This is a genomic window from Plantactinospora sp. CA-290183 (assembly GCF_050936375.1).
Classification (GTDB): domain Bacteria; phylum Actinomycetota; class Actinomycetes; order Mycobacteriales; family Micromonosporaceae; genus Plantactinospora.
In genome coordinates, this window is record NZ_JBNJMX010000002.1 from 600,169 (window position 1) to 618,402 (window position 18,234).

Genomic DNA, 18,234 nt, shown 5'->3' on the forward strand with positions numbered 1-18,234 from the left:
TGGAACGTTGTTTCGGGTGGTCTGCCAGGCATGGCCTGGCCCCGCATACCGGGCCCCGTTTTTGTGGGTTGTTGGTGTGGGGTGGTGGGTTGTGGGTTGGTTGTTTGTTGAGAATTACACAGTGGACGCGAGCATCTTTGTGGTCAAGTTGTCAAGGGCGAACGGTGGATGCCTTGGCACCAGGAGCCGATGAAGGACGTGGGAGGCCGCGATAGGCCTGGGGGAGCTGTCAACCTAGCTGTGATCCCAGGGTGTCCGAATGGGGTAACCCGGCACCAGTCATGTGGTGTCACCCGCACCTGAATTCATAGGGTGTGTGGAGGGAACGCGGGGAAGTGAAACATCTCAGTACCCGCAGGAAGAGAAAACAATAGTGATTCCGTGAGTAGTGGCGAGCGAAAGCGGATTTAGGCTAAACCGGTTGCGTGTGATACCTGTCAGGGGTTGCGTGGTCGGGGTTGTGGGACTTCACTGGACAAGCTGACACTTGTTCGAGGAGTTATAAAACCAGTTGCTAGCCGAATGGTGTGGAAAAGCCAACCGTAGGCGGTGAGAGTCCGGTAGGTGAAAGTGGCTGGTCTTCTGTGGATGTTCCCGAGTAGCGGCGGACTCCTGTAATCTGCCGTGAATCTGCCAGGACCACCTGGTAAGCCTGAATACTTCCTGGTGACCGATAGCGGACAAGTACCGTGAGGGAATGGTGAAAAGTACCCCGGGAGGGGAGTGAAATAGTACCTGAAACCGTTCGCCTACAATCCGTCGGAGCCTTTAGGGGTGACGGCGTGCCTTTTGAAGAATGAGCCTGCGAGTTAGTGGCACGTGGCGAGGTTAACCCGTGTGGGGTAGCCGTAGCGAAAGCGAGTCTGAATAGGGCGTTGTAGTCGCGTGTTCTAGACCCGAAGCGGAGTGATCTAGCCATGGGCAGGCTGAAGCGTGGGTAAGACCGCGTGGAGGGCCGAACCCACCAACGTTGAAAAGTTGGGGGATGACCTGTGGTTAGGGGTGAAAGGCCAATCAAACTCCGTGATAGCTGGTTCTCCCCGAAATGCATTTAGGTGCAGCGTCGCGTGTTTCTTGCCGGAGGTAGAGCACTGGATGGTCTAGGGGCCCTACAAGGTTACTGAAATCAGCCAAACTCCGAATGCCGGTAAGTGAGAGCGCGGCAGTGAGACTGCGGGGGATAAGCTTCGTAGTCGAGAGGGAAACAGCCCAGATCACCAGCTAAGGCCCCTAAGCGTGTGCTAAGTGGAAAAGGATGTGGGGTCGCATAGACAACCAGGAGGTTGGCTTAGAAGCAGCCACCCTTTAAAGAGTGCGTAATAGCTCACTGGTCAAGTGGTTCCGCGCCGACAATGTAGCGGGGCTCAAGCACACCGCCGAAGCTGTGGCATTCACATATTAACCTCGTGCGACCTTTTGGGGTTGTGTGCAGGTGTGTGGGTGGGTAGGGGAGCGTCGTGCCGGGGGTGAAGCAGCGGGGTGACCCAGTTGTGGACACGGCACGAGTGAGAATGCAGGCATGAGTAGCGAATGAAGGGTGAGAAACCCTTCCGCCGGATGACCAAGGGTTCCAGGGCCAGGTTAATCCGCCCTGGGTGAGTCGGGACCTAAGGCGAGGCCGAGAGGCGTAGTCGATGGACAACGGGTTGATATTCCCGTACCCGCGTAGGAGCGCCCGTGATGAACCTCGTTGTGCTAACCACCCGATCTTGGTGAGGTCTTCGGACTTTGCTGGGGGAGCGTGGGATCCTGATGGGTAGTAGTCAAGCGATGGGGTGACGCAGGAAGGTAGCTGAGCCCGGCCGGTGGTTGTGCCGGGGTAAGCGTGTAGGCCGGTGTGTAGGCAAATCCGCACACCTTGTGGCTGAGACGTGATGCCGAGCCGATTCAGGTGAAGTCAGTGATCCTATGCTGCCGAGAAAAGCCTCTAGCGAGTTCCGAGCGGCCCGTACCCCAAACCGACACAGGTGGTCAGGTAGAGAATACCGAGGCGATCGGGTGAACTGTGGTTAAGGAACTCGGCAAATTGCCCCCGTAACTTAGGGAGAAGGGGGGCCGGAGACGTGAAGGGACTTGCTCCTGGAGCGTTGTATGGCCGCAGAGAGCAGGGGGAAGCGACTGTTTACTAAAAACACAGGTCCATGCGAAGAAGTAATTCGATGTATATGGACTGACGCCTGCCCGGTGCTGGAACGTTAAGGGGACCGGTTAGCTCTTTCGGGAGCGAAGCTGAGAACTTAAGCGCCAGTAAACGGCGGTGGTAACTATAACCATCCTAAGGTAGCGAAATTCCTTGTCGGGTAAGTTCCGACCTGCACGAATGGCGTAACGACTTCCCCACTGTCTCAACCACAGGCCCGGCGAAATTGCAGTACGAGTAAAGATGCTCGTTACGCGCGGCAGGACGGAAAGACCCCGGGACCTTTACTATAGCTTGACATTGGTGCCTGAATTAGCTTGTGTAGGATAGGTGGGAGCCGGTGAAGTCCATACGCCAGTATGGGTGGAGGCAATCTTGAAATACCACTCTGGTTGGTTTGGGTATCTAACTTGGGACCGTTATCCGGTTCAGGGACAGTGTCTGGTGGGTAGTTTAACTGGGGCGGTTGCCTCCTAAAATGTAACGGAGGCGCCCAAAGGTTCCCTCAGCCTGGTTGGCAATCAGGTGTTGAGTGTAAGTGTATAAGGGAGCTTGACTGTGAGACTGACGGGTCGAGCAGGGACGAAAGTCGGGACTAGTGATCCGGCACTTGCGAGTGGAAGCGGTGTCGCTCAACGGATAAAAGGTACCCCGGGGATAACAGGCTGATCTTCCCCAAGAGTCCATATCGACGGGATGGTTTGGCACCTCGATGTCGGCTCGTCGCATCCTGGGGCTGTAGCAGGTCCCAAGGGTTGGGCTGTTCGCCCATTAAAGCGGTACGCGAGCTGGGTTTAGAACGTCGTGAGACAGTTCGGTCCCTATCCGCCGTGCGCGTAGGATACTTGAGAAGGGCTGTCCCTAGTACGAGAGGACCGGGACGGACGAACCTCTGGTGTGCCAGTTGTCCCGCCAGGGGCACGGCTGGTTGGCTACGTTCGGAAGGGATAACCGCTGAAAGCATCTAAGCGGGAAGCCTGCTTCAAGATGAGGTATCCCACCCACTTTGTGGGGTAAGGCCCCCAGTAAGACGACTGGGTTGATAGGCCGGAGATGTAAGCTCGGTAACGGGTTGAGTTGACCGGTACTAATAGGCCGAGGACTTGACTACAAAGCTGCTACGCGTCCACTGTGTGATTCTGAACAAACAACACAACCCTGTGGGTGTGTGTGGTTGGTTCACAGAGTTACGGCGGTTATGGCGGAGGGGAAACGCCCGGTAACATTCCGAACCCGGAAGCTAAGCCCTCCAGCGCTGATGGTACTGCACCCGAGAGAGTGTGGGAGAGTAGGACACCGCCGGACATCTTCATAGCTCAGGGCCACCCCGATTCGGGGTGGCCCTGAACTGTTTCCACCACCAGATCACACGACCACGACCAGACGAACCGATCGGATCAGCCGCCCAGGCTCGCCGCCGCGGAGGCGATCGCCGAGGCGAAGTAGCTCACCTGGGCGTACACACCCGGGTAGTTGGGCCGGGCACAGCCGTTGCCCCAGCTGACGATGCCGACCTGGATCCACGCGTTGCTCGCGTCCCGCCGGAACATCGGGCCACCGGAGTCGCCCTGGCAGGTGTCGGTGCCACCGGAGGCGAAGCCGGCACAGATCTCCATCGGGTCGTTCAGCTCCGGGTACGAGTTGTCGCAGGTGCCGTCCGCCACGTACGGGACGGTCGCCTTGAGCAGGTACCGCTGCTGCCCGCCGCCCTCACGGGTCGAACCCCAGCCCGCGATGGTGAACGTGCCGCTGTCGTAGGCGGTGGTGGTGGCGATCGGCAGGGTGCTGATCCCGGTCACCGGGCTGGCGAGCCGGATCAACGCCCAGTCGGCGCCCTGGCTGTTGTAGTTGGGGGCCCGGTAGACGTAGTTGGACCGCACCTGGACCCGGCTCGACGACTGGAGGTCGACGGTGCCGAGGGTCGCGGTGATGCTGCTGTTGTTGCCCGTACCGCTGACACAGTGCGCGGCGGTGAGCACCAGGCGCGGGCTGTACAGCGCCCCGCCACAGCCCATCGAGAGGCGCACCATGAACGGGAACTCGCCCTGGGCCGCCTGGGTGCCGCCGACCACGAACGGCGTGGCGTCGGTTCTGTCCGGGGCGGCGCTGGCCGGTGCGGCCAGGGAGACGCCGCCGACGGTCACCGCGGCCAACGCGGTGACGGCCAGGCGGGTGAGGATGCGCCAACGAGCCATGGGGGTCCCTTCCAACGCAGATGGCGCGCCTTGTGGGCGCGCCCAGATCAGGATGTCGGCAGCGTAGGGACTTAGATCGACACATCGCAATGAGGCGATGGCATCCCGGATGCGTCATACCACCGCACGACCACCCCGCCGACGGGCGCGACCGGACGCCCGCCGACGGGTCCCTCCAACGGCTGTTACCCGCCGCAGACGTACCGCGGCTCGGCGCTGTACTTCCAGGTGAACTTCTCGCGCTTGAGCACCTTGCCGTCCTTGTGGAAGATCCGCCAGGCGTCCTGGGTGAACCCGTTGATGCCGTTGGTCGGGATGCAGGACGGCCCCGGGTCCAGATGGATGACCCTCGGGCTGGTGATGTTGCGTCGCGGGCTCCACTCGGTGGTCACCCGGTCGTAGACCTTGGTGCTCCAGATCGACACCGTGATCGAGTTCGAGGTGTAGGAGGTGTCGATCAGGACGCCGTGCGGGGTGTCGTTGCGGAACTTGAAGTCCAGGTCGGGCCAGAAGATGGTCGACTCGATGACGGGCGGATAGCGGTCGAACCAGTACGAGTGCGGCTTGTGTTCGACGTCCTCCAGGCCGGCGTAGTACGTGGCGTTGAAGAGCGTGGTGGTGAACTGCGAGGTCCCGCCGCCCACCCCCGGCACCAGCTTGCCGTCGAGGATGACCGGCGCGTCCCGATAGCCCTGGGCGTAGCCGCGCTCGCCGGTGTGACCGTTCAGCGAGAAGGTCTTCCCCGCCCTGACCAGGGTGCCGTCCACCTCCCGGGCGATCGTCACGATGTTCTGGCTGCGCGCGGAGCCGAGCCCGCCGGTGAACCGGGTGGTAAAGGTGGAGACCCGCTCCTTGATGCCCATCTTGGCCAGGTCCTCCGTGCTGACCTCCGGCTGGACCGCCTTGAGCTGTCCCTTCACCTCCCGGCCGTCGGTCCTGCGGAGCACCGGCAGCAGGTCGCGGCCGAGCGCGGCTGTGTCCACCTGCTGGCCGCCGGCGCCGGCGGCCATCTTCGGCCTGCCGTCCTGGATGGACATGCTGGCGTCCTTCGGCTTGATCTCGACCTCGTCCAGCTGGTCGCCGAGCGCCGCCCGGAGCTTCTTCCCGTCCACCCGCGGGTCGATCCTGCCGGTCTTGTCCGCGGTCAGGACCAGGCTCTTCGCGATCGCGGCCGGCGGGATCGCGAAGTTGCCGCGTTCGGTGGTCACCGACACGGGGGCCGACACCGCCGGCCGGGCCAGCTCGGCGACGAGCCGGTCCACCTCCTCGGCGGTGGTCACCGGCTGCGTCTCGACCAGGGGCAACACCACCGGCTGGGAGCCGCGCAGCCACCCCTCGCGCAGCGCCTCCGCCGAGGTGTCGGCCCGGATGTCCTTGCTGGCCTTCGGGTAGACCGGCTTCGGGGTGGTGCCGCTGAACGTCACCGCGGGCAGGGTCATCGGCTGTCCCGTGCGGCCGAGGACCCGGCGCAGCTCCGCGTCGAGCCGTTCGGCGTCCACGGTCACCACCGGGGTGAGGCTCCGCGATCCGAAGAGCAGGCTCACCGGCCCGGGGTTGTGGTCCAGCGCGGCCGCCACCGTCGCCTCCACGTCGACCGCGAGGCCGACCGCGGCCGGCGAGATCTCCCCGGTCCGGTCGCCGACGCGTACCGGGACCGGCGCGGCGAGGGTCGCGGCCCGGCGCTCGAGGTCCGTACGGAGCAGCCGGGCGGCCTCGGCCCGGCTCTTGCCGCCGAGGTCGACGCCGAGCACGGTGGTGCCGCGCGGCACCTCACCGGCGTACGCGTAACCCGCGGTGCCGCCCGCGGCGGCGAGCACGACCGCCGCGACACCGCCGGCGAGCAGGGCCCGCCGCCGGCGGTGTCGGGACGGCGGTGCGGTCGGCGGACCCGCCGCGCCGGAGCCGGACCCGGTCGGTGCGCCGGGGCCGGCGACGACCGTGACGGGAGCGCCACCGGCCTGGTCCAGCGGCCACGTCACGGCGGCGATCGGGATCGTCGGACGCTCCTCGGCGGGTACGGTGACGGCCGCCATCTGCACGGTGGGTTGCTCGTCGGCGCGCACTGTGTTCTCGCCGTACTGACTCACGGACACCTCGTTCAAAGGCGATTCGGCGGGCGGCATCGCGTCCCGCTCAGCAGGACCCGGACGACTACGGTAGCCAAAACCCGGCGGCACCGGGCAACGGACCTCGGTAGTGGGCGCCGGGCGGGTCGGGGCGATAAGGCCGGATGGTCCGACCGTCGACCCCCGCCGCCGAACATCCAGGCTGTTCCGTACACCTGGTAGCTCTCGGTTGGCCACCGAAGCCGCATATGCTCCGAACGTCCACCCCCTAACGGAGGCTCACCTTCATGCGCCGGAACAGACGCGGACGCGCCCTCAGGACCTTGGGCGTACTTCTCACCAGTGGTGCGCTCGGCCTGACCAACGGTGTCGCGGCGTACGCGGCGGAACCCGCGGCTACGCCATTTCTCAGCGAGATCCACTACGACAACGTCGGCACCGACACCGGCGAGGCGGTGGAGGTCGAGGCCCCGGCCGGCTTCGACCTGACCGGTTGGCAACTGGTCCTCTACAACGGAAACGGCGGCGCGGCGTACCACACGAGGACGCTGAGCGGCGTGGTTCCGGCGGCCGGCGTGGTCGTCGCGACGTACCCGGCCGACGGGATCCAGAACGGTTCCCCCGACGCGGTGGCGCTGGTCGCGCCCGACGGCGAGGTCGCCGAGTTCCTCAGCTACGAGGGTGGGCTCACCGCGGTCGGCGGCCCCGCCGCCGGGCAGGCCGCCACCGACATCGGCGTGGCCGAGGCCGGCGACACCCCGGCGGGCCACTCCGTGCAGCGCGTCGACGGGCAGTGGCGGGCGGCGGCGCCGAACACCTTCGGCGTCCGCAACGCCGGCGCCCCGGACCCCGACCCGGAACCGGTCGGCTGCGACGTGCCGGTGGACCACACCATCGCGCAGGTGCAGGGCACCGGTGACGCCACCCCGCTGGCCGGCACCCGGGTCACCGTCGAGGGCGTCGTCACCGCCGACCACCGCAGCGGCGGCTACAACGGGATCTACCTGCAGACCGCCGGCAGCGGCGGGCGCGAGCCGGCCGCCGGCGCCGCCTCCGACGGGATCTTCGTCTACCTGACCACCAACACCGCCAACCACCCGAGCGTGGCGGTCGGCGACCGGGTGCGGGTCAGCGGCACCGCGAGCGAGTACAACGGGCTCACCCAGCTCAGCATCGCGGCCCGCGCCGACGTACAGGTCTGCGCGCAGGGCGTGGCGGTGCCGTCGCCGGTCGCGCTCGACCTGCCGCTGGACCCGGCCGGCCGCGAGTCGGTCGAGTCCATGCTGGTCGCCCCGGTCGGGGCGTACACGGTCTCCGAGGTCTACAACACCAACCGGTACGGCGAGGTCGTGCTCGCCGCCGGTGACCGCGCCGCGGTCATCCCCACCGACATCGCCCGGCCCGGCTCCGACGCCGCCCGCGCGGCGGCCGCCGCGAACAAGCTGGCCCGGGTGCTGCTCGACGACGGCCGGACCACCAACCTGGCCGACGCCGGCCTGCTGCCGCCGTACCTGTCGAAGGCGAACCCGCTGCGGGTCGGCGACCAGGTCGAGGCGTTCGGTCCCACGGTGCTGTCGTACGGCTTCAACGAGTGGCGGTTCCAGCCGAGCACGCCGGTCAGCGCGGAGACCCCGCCGGCCGGCCGGACCACCTTCAAGCCGACCAACCCGCGTACCCCCGCCCCGGAGAACGTCGGCGGCGACCTGCGGCTGGCCAGCTTCAACGTGCTGAACTACTTCGTCCACTTCGGCGGCGACGCCCGGGGTGCCGAGGACGAGGCCGGCCTCGCGAAGCAGGAGGCGAAGATCGTCTCGGCGATCAGCGCGCTCGGCGCCGACGTGGTCGCGCTGGAGGAGATCGAGAACTCGGTCCGGTTCAACCCCGCCGACCCGCAGCAGGCGCTGAAGCGGCTGGTCGCGGCGCTGAACACCGCCGACGGGGCGGGCACCTGGGACTACGTGCGTACCCCGGCCGACCTGCCGCCGGCCGCGCAGCAGGACTTCATCACCACGGCGATCATCTTCAAGCCCGGCGCGGTCACCCCGAAGGGTGACCCGCGGTCGCTCAACGACGAGACGGTCTGGTCCAACGCCCGGGAGCCGATCGCGCAGAGCTTCACCGCCGGCTCGGTCACCTTCACCGTCGTGGCCAACCACCTGAAGTCGAAGAGCAGCTCGGACGCGGCGACCGGCGACAACGCCGACAGCGGCGACGGGCAGGGCGCGTTCAACGGCGACCGGGTCCGGCAGGCGCGCTCGCTGGCCGCCTTCGTCGAGACGCTGAAGACCGCGAGCGGCAGCGACGACGTGCTGCTGCTCGGCGACTTCAACGCCTACACCCACGAGGACCCGATGCAGGTCCTCTACGACGCCGACTACGTCAACCTCAACGACAGCGGCGAGGCCAGCTACGTCTTCGGCGGCGAGTCGGGATCGCTGGACCACGCGGTCGCCTCGCCGTCGCTGGCCGACCGGGTCACCGGCGTCGATGTGTGGCAGATCAACTCGCACGAGTCGTACGCCTTCCAGTACGACGGCCACCCGGCGCTCTACGCCGCCGACCCGTACCGGGCCAGTGACCACAACCCGATCGTGGTGGGCCTGGCCACCGGCGCGGCCGGCCCGGTCGAGCTGCAACTGCTGAGCGTCAACGACTTCCACGGCCGGTTGGAGTCGCCCGGCAACGCGCCGGACGGCCGCCCGGTCGGCGGGGCGGCCCAGGTCGCCGGCCTGGTCAACCAGTTGCGGGCGGAGCAGCCGAACACCGCCTTCGTCTCCGGCGGCGACAACATCGGCGCCTCCACGTTCATCTCGGCCATCGACGCGGACAACCCGACGATCGACGCCCTCAACCAGATGGGGCTGGCCGCCTCGGCGGTCGGCAACCACGAGTTCGACAAGGGCATCGCGGACCTGACCGGCCGGGTCACCGACCGGGCCGACTTCCCGCTGCTGGGCGCGAACGTCTACCGGGGTGCCGAGCGGGCACTGCCGGCGTACGCGGTCAGCACCCTCGGCGGCGTCCGGGTCGGCTTCGTCGGCGTGGTGACCGAGCAGACCGGGTCGCTGGTCAGCCCGGACGGCATCGCCGGGATCACCTTCAAGGAGCCGGTGGCCGAGGCGAACACCGTCGCCGGCCAGTTGAAGGACGGCGACCCGGCCAACGGCGAGGCCGACGTGGTGGTGCTGCTCGCCCACGAGGGGGCGGCGACCGAGAACATCGACTCGGCCGAGGAGCTGGCGAACGACCCGGTCTTCGGGAAGTTCACCCGGGCCGCCGCGACGATTGACGTGATCCTCAGCGGTCACACCCACCAGCCGTACGCGTTCGAGGTGCCGGTGCCCGGCACCGACCGGCTGCGGCCGGTGGTGCAGGCCGAGGACTACGGCAAGCGGCTGGGCAGGGTGAACCTGACCTTCGACCCGGCCTCCGGCGAGGTGACCGCCGCCGAGGCGAGCCTGGTCGACGTGGTCGGCGCGCCGCAGGACCCGGCGGTGGCGCAGATCGTCGCCGACGCCAAGGTCCGGGCCGAGGAACTGGGCAAGCAGCCGCTGGGCTCGATCACCGCGGACATCCGGCGGGCGTACAACGAGGCGGGCAACGAGGACCGGGGCGCGGAGTCGGTACTCGGCAACTTCGTCGCCGACGTACAGCTCGCCGGCACCGCCGACCCGGGCCGGGGCGGGGCGCAGATCGCGTTCATGAACCCGGGCGGGCTCCGGGCCGACCTGCTGTACGCCCCGGACGGGGTGGTGACCTACGGGGAGGCGTTCGCGGTGCAGCCGTTCGCCAACGACGTGGTGACCAAGACGTACACCGGCGCGCAGATCAAGCAGGTGCTGGAGGAGCAGTGGCAGCCCGAGGGGGCGTCCCGGCCGGTGCTCTGGCTCGGCGTCTCGAAGGGCTTCAGCTATACGTACGACCCGGCGGCGCCGCGAGGCTCCCGGATCACCTCGATGAAGCTGAACGGCACCCCGGTCGACCCGGCCGGGTCGTACCGGGTCACGGTCAACTCGTTCCTGGCCTCCGGCGGCGACAACTTCGCCACCCTCGGCGAGGGCACCGACCGGGCCACCACCGGCGACAACGACCTGACCATGCTGGTCGACTACCTCGCCGAGAACTCCCCGGTGACCGCCGACCCGCAGCCGCGCTCCACGATCGGCCAGGGCGAGCCGGAGGGCCCGGACTGCGACACGACGATCACCGGTCGGCACGCCCGGCCGCTGACCGTCTTCTCCGGACTGACCTGCCTGGAGAACGCGACCGTTTCCGGGCCGGTGACCGTAATGCCCGGCGCGTCGCTGCTCACCACCGGCGGTAGCATCGCCGGTCCGGTCACCGCCACCCGGTCCGGGGCGCTCACCCTGAGCGGCACCACCGTCTCCGGCCCGGTGACGGTGGTCGGTGCGACCGGTCCGGTGCTGGTGGAGAAGGGCCGGATCGCCGGCCCGGTCTCGATCGGCCTGGGCACCGGCGGCGTCCGGGTGGACAGCGTCACCGCCTCCGGGCCGGTGACGCTGCTCGGCAACACCGGTGGCCGGCCGGTGCTGGTCGCGGCGAACACCGTCCGGGGCCCGCTCTCCTGCCTGGCGAACAGCCCGGCACCGGGGAACGACGGCCGGGCCAACACGGTCCGGGGTCCGGCGACCGGGCAGTGTGCCAGGCTGTGACCGACGGCTGAGTTCCGGGTCCGCGACCGCCCCGGTCGCGGACCCGGTTCGCGTCCGGGCCCGGTCGCGGTGCCGGGCCGGGCCGTCGGTCGGTCCGGCGCCGCCCGCGTCCCAGCGGCGGGGAGAGAGAGGACGAGCGTGGCCCGTTACGAACCGGTGCCGCTACCGAGCGGCGCGGCAGCCACCTCCCGACCGGACCTCGCCGCCGGGGTGACCCGGTGGGCCCGCTCCCGGCCGGTACGGGACCTGGTGGCGGCCTTCGGCGGCGGGTTCCCCGACCGGCTCGACACCGCCGGGCTGCTGGCCTGGCTCGACGACTTCTCCGCAGACCACTGGGACTTCCGGCGCCGGCACGGGGCCGTCGAGCGGGACGAGGTGGCCGAGACCGGCTTTCCGCCCGACGTCGTCGACCTGGTCCGGGCGGCGGCCGGCGCGCTCGGCCTCGTCGAACCCCGACCCGCCCCCGCCCGGCGGTACGACCATCTGCTGGTGCTGGGCGGCCTCGCCCTCTCCTGCCTGCGCCGGACCGCCTACGCCGCCCAGCTGATCCGTACCGGCGCCGTGGAGGTCGGCGAGGTCGCCGCGCTCGGCAGCTTCCGTCCACTGCGGCCGGCCGAGACGGCGCGGCTGGACTCCACCGCGGACTCGACCATGGACGCCGGCCCGGAGCTGGGGTACGAGGTGGACGCGATGGACCTCGGAGTCCGGACCGCCTTCGGATCCGCCGCACCGGAGCTGCGCCGCCGCTCGCCCGGCGCCGTCGACCACCACTCCTGGTCGGTCTCCGTCTACCGACCCCCCGCCGGCCCGGTGGTCCGGGTGCTCGCCGCGCCGTCGACCGAGCCGGCCAGCCGGCGGGCGCACACCTCCGACACGTACCACTTCTGGGCCGGTCAGGTGGCGCCGGCGGCCGGGGACCGGGTGCTGGTGCTGACCTCGCAGCTCTACGTGCCGTTCCAGCACTGTGACGCGATTCGCACGCTCGGCCTCGGTTACGGCTGTGAACTGGCCACAATAGGGCTGGATCCGGCCCAGTCGCCCCAGCCGGCGGCCGCGCCCCGGCCCAACACCGACCAATACCTGCAGGAAATACGCTCCGCTGTCCGTTCGATGCGGAATCTGTACCACGAGCTCGACTGAGCCGAAGATCACCATCGAACCTGCCGGACCGGACAGTCATGGGCTGACCTAACGGATGGTGTTACCACCGCATGGCGAAATGGGGCAGCGGAATCAATAAAAGAACCCTTAAAGTTCCTACCGCGCCGCCCCACGGGGGGCCAAGCCGGCCCACATCTGGGCAGTGCGGCGCAATCTTGTAGCGAGGAGTTCCCTTGCCTCCACGTATTACCCCTCGGCCGTTGCTGCACCGCTCACTGGCACTGGCCACGGTCTTCGCGCTCGGCGCCACCGCGCTGGCCGGCACGGGCGGTGTGGCGTCCGCCAGCCCGGGCGGCACCAGTGGCGTGCTGAGCGCCAGCGACGGCAGCGACACCATCGGGTTCACCGGCGGTGGCACCCTCACCTCCTTCGAGAACATCGAGGAGGCGAGCTGGGCCCCGGACGGCAGCCGTGCCCTCTTCGTCGGCGGGCTCGACGAGCTCTACACGGTGCGACACAACGACGGCAACAACGTCTGGTACATGGCCGACGACCAGGTCGGGCTCCAGCGCCGGTCGCCGAGCTACTACGGCACGGGCGCCGGCGTGATCTCGGCGGCCAAGTGGGGCAGCGACCGGTGGCACCTGGAGTTCAAGGCCGCCTCCGGCGTGGGCGAGCCGGAGCCCCTCTCTCCGGACGACGACGGCCTGCACTACCAGCACCCGGACACCGCGCAGGACGGCACGCTCGTCTACCAGGTCCAGCCGGACAACGGCGCCGGCCAGCCGTCCGGCCGGGCCGACATCGGGCTCTGGGACGCGGCCGGGTGGCGGACCATCATCGAGGACGGGGCCAACCCGACCATCTCGCCCGACGGCTCCAGGGTGGCCTTCGTCCGGGGCACCGGCAGCCAGCGGCACATCCTGATCGCCAACCGGGACGGCAGCGGCCTCACCCGGCTCACCACCGCCGCGGCCGAGCGGGACCACCCCACCTTCTCCACCGACGGCGGAACCATCGCGTTCAGCCAGGGCACCGCAGTGGCGACCATCCCGGCCGCCGGCGGCACCGTGACCACCGTGTCGGGGCTGACGGGCGTGCCGGCGTACCAGCCGCGCGAGCGGAACAAGGTGGTCCGGCTCTCCGGTCCGAACCGGTTCGCCACGCCGGCCGTGGTCTCCCAGTCCTACTGGGCGACCGACGGCACCACCGACGGCCGGCAGCCCGCCGAGTCGGTCGTGCTGTCCCGGTCGGACACCTTCGCCGACGCGCTCGGCGGTGCGGGGCTGGCCGCCGCCAAGCAGGGTCCGCTGCTACTGACCCAGCCGACCACGCTCGACCCGACGGCCCAGGCCGAGATCCAGCGGATCCTCGCGCCCGGCAAGACCGTCTACCTGCTCGGCAGCCCGGGTGCCATCTCCGCGACGGTCGAGGACCAGGTCAAGGCGTTGGGCTACAACGTGAAGCGGCTCGCCGGCTCCGACCGGTTCAGCACCTCGGTCGCGATCGCCGACGAGATCAACCCGAACCCCGACCTGGTGCTCGTCGCGACCGGGATGGACTTCCCGGACGCGCTCGCGGCCGGTGCCGCCGCCGGGTCGTACAACCCGCCGGGGAGCGGCCTGTCGGCGGTGGTCGTACTGACCAACAACGAGAAGCTGCCGGCGTCGACGAGGACCTACATCGACCGGGTGCAGAACGAGTACAACCTCTTCGGCATCGGCCGCACGGCCTACACCGCACTGAACGGGTACAACCGGGCAGAGGTGGTGGGGGCCAACCGCTACGAGACGGCGCTTCTCACCGCATACACCTTCTTCGGCGGCTCCTTCGACGCCGGTGTCGCGACCGGTACCAACTGGCCGGACGCGCTCGCCGGTGGTGCGCTGATGGCGACGCTGAACGGCCCGCTGCTGCTGACCAACGGCGCCAGCGGTACGCCGGTGCTGGAGCTCGCGGACTACCTCGACGCGCAGAGCGGTCCGCTGCGCAACGCGATCATCTTCGGCAGCGCCGGAGTCGTCGCGACCGGTCAGCAGGCTCCGATCGGTCGCTTGATCAGCGGTCCGGGCGGCTACGACTACGTGCCCAACCCGACCAGCCTGTTCAGCGGCAACGGTGTCAACACCGCCGCCATGCGCGGCCAGTCGAAGCAGGACGGGCTCGTCTCCAGCAAGCCGAACACCCCGGCCGAGGCGAAGGCGGCCGCCGAGGCGCTGCAGGAGCGCGCCGAGAACGGCCGCGCGACACGGTAATGCGATGACCGGCCGGACAACCGACTGTCCGTGCCGGGTCAATCGGGTCGCACGGGACGACAGGTCGCCGAGCGACAGGTGAACGGAACGACGCGGAGGGTCCGGTCTGACGATCGGGCCCTCCGTACGCCGTGCCGGCGGGAAATGTTCGCCAGCCGGTCCAATTGCCGCTTCCCGCCGTACCGGAAATAACCGGCGCTCGGGGCGCGGCGCCCATTGTTCAAAAGGAGCCCCTTTTGCCTCGACCCGCATTCCGTCGGCCGCTGGCGCTCGCCGCGGTGTTCGCGGTCGGCGTTGCCGCGACCCTGACCAGCGTCGGTACGGCGAGCGCCAGCCACCCCGGCACGACCGGGACGCTGACCGCGAGCAACGGCGGAAAGACCCTCCAGTTCGCCGACGGCCGGCGGGTGACCTCGTCGGAGAACATCAGCGACGCCGCCTGGTCGCCGGACGGCAGCCGGGCGGTCTTCGTCACCGCCCAGGGCGTCATCGCCACCCTGCGGTTCGACAACGGCGAGGACATCTTCACCATCGCGAGCCCTCAGCCGGACAAACGGGCCGACCCGCACTGGGTCGGCGACGGGGGGAACGTGGTCTGGGCGGCCAAGCCGCCGGGCCGGCCGTGGCACCTGGAGTTCACGGTCAACGCCGAGAACGACCCGATGCGGCAGATCAGCCCGGACGACGGCCGGCACTACCTCAACCCGGACACCGGCAGCGGCCAGCGGATCGTCGTCCAACGCCAGGAGGACGCCGGAGGGGAACCGACCGGAACACCGGAGATCGGCTTCCTGGCGCCGGACTCCGGGTACACGACCATCGCCGCCAACGCGAGCAAGCCCTCCCTCTCCCCCGACGGCACCAGGGTGGCGTTCATCCGGTCCGACGGCGAGTACGACCAGGTCTGGGTCTGCGACCTCGCCGGTGGCGACCTGGTCCAGGTCACCTCGAACCCGGTGCACCACGACGAGCCGGCCTGGTCGCCGCACGGCCTCGTCATCGCGTTCAGCCAGGGCGGTCGGGTCTACCAGGCCCGTCCCGACGGCTCCGACGCGGCCAACCCGCTGTCGGCCGGCCTCTCCGGGAAGCCGGCGTACCGGCCGTTCAAGCAGGACCGGGTGGTCCGGCTCTTCGGCGCGAACCGGTTCACCACCGCGGCCGCGGTCTCCCGGTCGTACTGGTCGTCGCTGAGCGAGGGCGACGGGGCGCCGTTCCCGGCCGAGGCGGTTGTGCTGTCCCGCTCGGACACCTTCGCCGACGCGCTGGGCGGTTCCGCGCTCGCCGCCGCGAAGCGGGGCCCGCTGCTGATGACCCCGCCGGACACGCTCGACGAGACCACCCGGATCGAGATCCAGCGGATCCTCTCCCCGGGGCGGACGGTCTACCTGCTGGGCAGCGCCGGGGCGATCTCCGAGACGGTGCGGAACCAGCTCAACTCGCTGGGCTACGAGGTGAAGCGGTTGGCCGGACCGGACCGGTTCAGCACCTCGATCGCGATCGCGAACGAGGTCGACCCGTCGCCGGACACCGTCCTCGCCGCCACCGGGATGGACTTCCCGGACGCCCTCGCCGCCGGTGCCGCCGCCGGCGCGCAGAACCGGCCCGGCAGCGGCGAGTCCGCGGTCGTCGTCCTCACCCAGGACAGCACGCTGGCCCCGGCGACGAAGACCTACCTGGACGGGCTGCCGGACGAGACCACCCTGTTCGCGATCGGTCGCGGCGCGGCCGCCGCGACCGAGGCGCACCGCGCACTGTGGCTGGTCGGCGACGACCGGTACGACACGGCGTACCTCACCGCCTGGTGGTTCTTCGGCGGAGAGCGGCAGATCGGGTTCGCCACCGGCACCAACTGGCCGGACGCGCTGGCCGGGGGTGCGCTGATGGCCACGCTCGACGGGCCGCTGATGCTCACCCCGGGCGAGAGCGCCACCCTCGGGCACCGGGCGACGATCCTGCTCGACGAGTTCAGCGCCTCGGTGGAGATGGGGCTGATCTTCGGCAGCCCGGGAGTCATGGACCCGAGGCTCCAGGCCGACATCGGCAAGTGGATCGACGGTTGGAACGGGTACCACTACGTCGAGAACCCGTCGGCCGGCGGGTCCGGCAAGACCGCGGCGCGCTCCGGTGCGGCGGAGCCGGCGGTCGGGGCCGGGAGCACCGGGCTCCGTCGTTCGCCGGCGGACTTCGAGACCGTGATGAAGGCGGCGCGGGAGCGACTCGCACGCTGAGGCGGGTACCGACGACGAGGGGCCGGCCGGGGAGCCGGCCCCTCGCCGTTCCACCAGCCTCGCCGTTCCACCAGCCCGCCGTTCCGCCAGTCCGACAGGTCCGGCCGGAGCGGCGGGCCGGAGCCGAGGTGCCGACGACGGGTCGGACCGCTCGGTCAGGCCGGGCCGGCGGTCTCCTCGATCGCCTGCCGGAAGACCCGGGAACGGTGCGCGAAGTTGTCGAACCGGCCGTAGCTGGGCGCGGCCGGGGAGAGCAGCACCACTCCGCCGGCCGGCGTACGTTCCCGGCCGAGTCGTACCGCCTCGGCCAGGTCCTCGGCGGCCACCGTGGTGATCGTGGCCAGGTCCTTGACCACGTCCAGGATCCGCGGGCCGCTGTCCGGGATGCCGATCAGCGTGGCCGTGATCCGCTGTTCGGCGAGGAAGTCGCGCAGCGGGGCGTAGTCGACGCCCCGGTCCTCGCCACCCACGATCACCGTCAACGGGCGCGTCGCGTACGCCTCGATCGCGTGGATCGCCGACTGCGGGATCGTGGAGAGCGAGTCGTCGACGAAGGTGATGCCGGAGGGGTCCGGGATCGGGGTGAGCCGGTGCTCCAGCGCGGGCGCCGTGCCCAGCGCGGCGGCCAGCCGGTCCCGCTCGGCGACACAGTCCACCCCGACCGCCCGGAGCGCACCGAGGGCGACGCAGAGGTTCCACTCGTTGTGCCGGCCCACCAGGGGCAGCGCGGTACGCGGGAAGAGCGGCTGGTCGCCGAGGAGTATCCAGCGGGCGCCGTCCGGGCCGGCCGCCACGTGGAAGGTTCCGGCCGCGCTGTCGTCCGTGCCGTCCGCTGGCGGGTACGGCGTGCCGGCCGAGCCGGCGGGGGCCAGCGGCAGGCCCGGTCGCGCCGCGAGCTCGACGCGCAGGCGCTCGTCGTTGGCGTTGAACACCACCGAGTGCGGCCCGTGCTCGACGAGGTTCAGCTTGTGGCGGTAGTACTCGGCCTCACCGCCGGCCCAGTCCAGATGCTCCGGGGCGAGGGAGGTCAGCACCGCCACCCGGGGCGAGTCGGTGAGGTCGGCGCACTGGTACATGGACAGTTCGAGCACGTACCGGTCGGCGGGCGGCAGGTCGAGCACCGGGATGCCGATGTTGCCGCCCATCACGTTGGGCCGGTCCACGGCGGCGAGCAGATGGCTGATCAGGTTGGTCGTGGTGCTCTTGCCCTTGCTGCCGGTCACCCCGATGGTGGCGGCGGCGTGCTCGGCCATCCAGAGGGCGGTGCCGCTGGTGATGGGCACCCCCCGCTCGCGCAGGCGTACCACCCAGGGGTGGGTCTCGCCGATCACCGGCGAGCGGACCACGACGTCGGCCCGGAGCAGCATCTCCAGCGCGGCGGTCCCGGTGTGCAGGGGGGCCAGCTCGGCCAGCCGACCGGTCCACGGGTTCGCCGCGTACGTCTCCCGGTCCATCACCGCGACCAGGTCGGCCGGGCCGATCGGGGCGATCGCGGTGACCGCGGCGACGCCCTCCCGGCCGGTGCCCCAGACCGCGACGCGGCGACCGCGCAAATCCGTCAGCTGCACCCGAAGAC

General features: G+C 69.5%; 7 protein-coding genes and 2 rRNA genes. 6 read left to right on the forward strand and 3 right to left on the reverse strand.

Annotated elements, in window-relative coordinates; translation table 11 throughout:
* Positions 1 to 141 precede the first annotated feature (141 nt).
* Both ACQEUR_RS07635 and rrf read left to right on the forward strand, forming a co-directional pair.
* A 23S ribosomal RNA gene (locus ACQEUR_RS07635) occupies positions 142 to 3,251 on the forward strand.
* A 77-nt stretch (positions 3,252 to 3,328) separates the two neighbouring features.
* Positions 3,329 to 3,445: ribosomal RNA gene (gene rrf, locus ACQEUR_RS07640) — 5S ribosomal RNA — on the forward strand.
* 92 nt (positions 3,446 to 3,537) lie between these two features.
* On the opposite strand, the gene ACQEUR_RS07645 is transcribed toward rrf, so the two are convergent.
* Both ACQEUR_RS07645 and ACQEUR_RS07650 read right to left on the reverse strand, forming a co-directional pair.
* Positions 3,538 to 4,335 (reverse strand): S1 family peptidase, encoded by a 798-nt coding sequence (locus ACQEUR_RS07645; RefSeq protein WP_433027457.1) that lies wholly within the window; start codon positions 4,333 to 4,335, stop codon positions 3,538 to 3,540.
* Positions 4,336 to 4,520: 185 nt separating this feature from the next.
* Positions 4,521 to 6,428 carry a VanW family protein gene (locus ACQEUR_RS07650; protein WP_433027460.1) on the reverse strand — a complete coding sequence of 636 codons (1,908 nt, stop codon included), beginning with the start codon at positions 6,426 to 6,428 and terminating at the stop codon, positions 4,521 to 4,523.
* Positions 6,429 to 6,724: 296 nt separating this feature from the next.
* Between ACQEUR_RS07650 and ACQEUR_RS07655 the strand changes: the two genes are divergently transcribed.
* From ACQEUR_RS07655 to ACQEUR_RS07670, 4 genes are all read left to right on the forward strand, one after another.
* On the forward strand, positions 6,725 to 11,074 hold the full coding sequence (locus ACQEUR_RS07655; RefSeq protein WP_433027462.1) for an ExeM/NucH family extracellular endonuclease: 4,350 nt from the start codon (positions 6,725 to 6,727) through the stop codon (positions 11,072 to 11,074).
* A gap of 138 nt (positions 11,075 to 11,212) precedes the next feature.
* A complete protein-coding gene (locus tag ACQEUR_RS07660) occupies positions 11,213 to 12,214 on the forward strand; it encodes a hypothetical protein (protein ID WP_433027464.1) in 1,002 nt (333 codons plus the stop codon).
* A gap of 194 nt (positions 12,215 to 12,408) precedes the next feature.
* Positions 12,409 to 14,430: a cell wall-binding repeat-containing protein gene (locus ACQEUR_RS07665; protein WP_433027466.1), complete on the forward strand. Its 2,022-nt coding sequence runs from the start codon at positions 12,409 to 12,411 to the stop codon at positions 14,428 to 14,430.
* 236 nt (positions 14,431 to 14,666) lie between these two features.
* On the forward strand, positions 14,667 to 16,658 hold the full coding sequence (locus ACQEUR_RS07670) for a cell wall-binding repeat-containing protein (RefSeq protein WP_433027468.1): 1,992 nt from the start codon (positions 14,667 to 14,669) through the stop codon (positions 16,656 to 16,658).
* Positions 16,659 to 16,813: 155 nt separating this feature from the next.
* Here the strand turns inward: ACQEUR_RS07670 and murD are convergent, their stop codons facing one another.
* Complete coding sequence (gene murD, locus ACQEUR_RS07675) at positions 16,814 to 18,226, reverse strand: UDP-N-acetylmuramoyl-L-alanine--D-glutamate ligase (protein ID WP_433027471.1); 1,413 nt, start codon at positions 18,224 to 18,226, stop codon at positions 16,814 to 16,816.
* Between the last annotated feature and the right edge of the window lie 8 nt (positions 18,227 to 18,234).

What these genes read in the sequence shown, in the direction of transcription:
- ACQEUR_RS07645 (WP_433027457.1), bottom strand. Translation starts at nt 4,335, where the DNA reads ATGGCTCGTTGGCGCATCCTCACCCGCCTGGCCGTCACCGCGTTGGCC.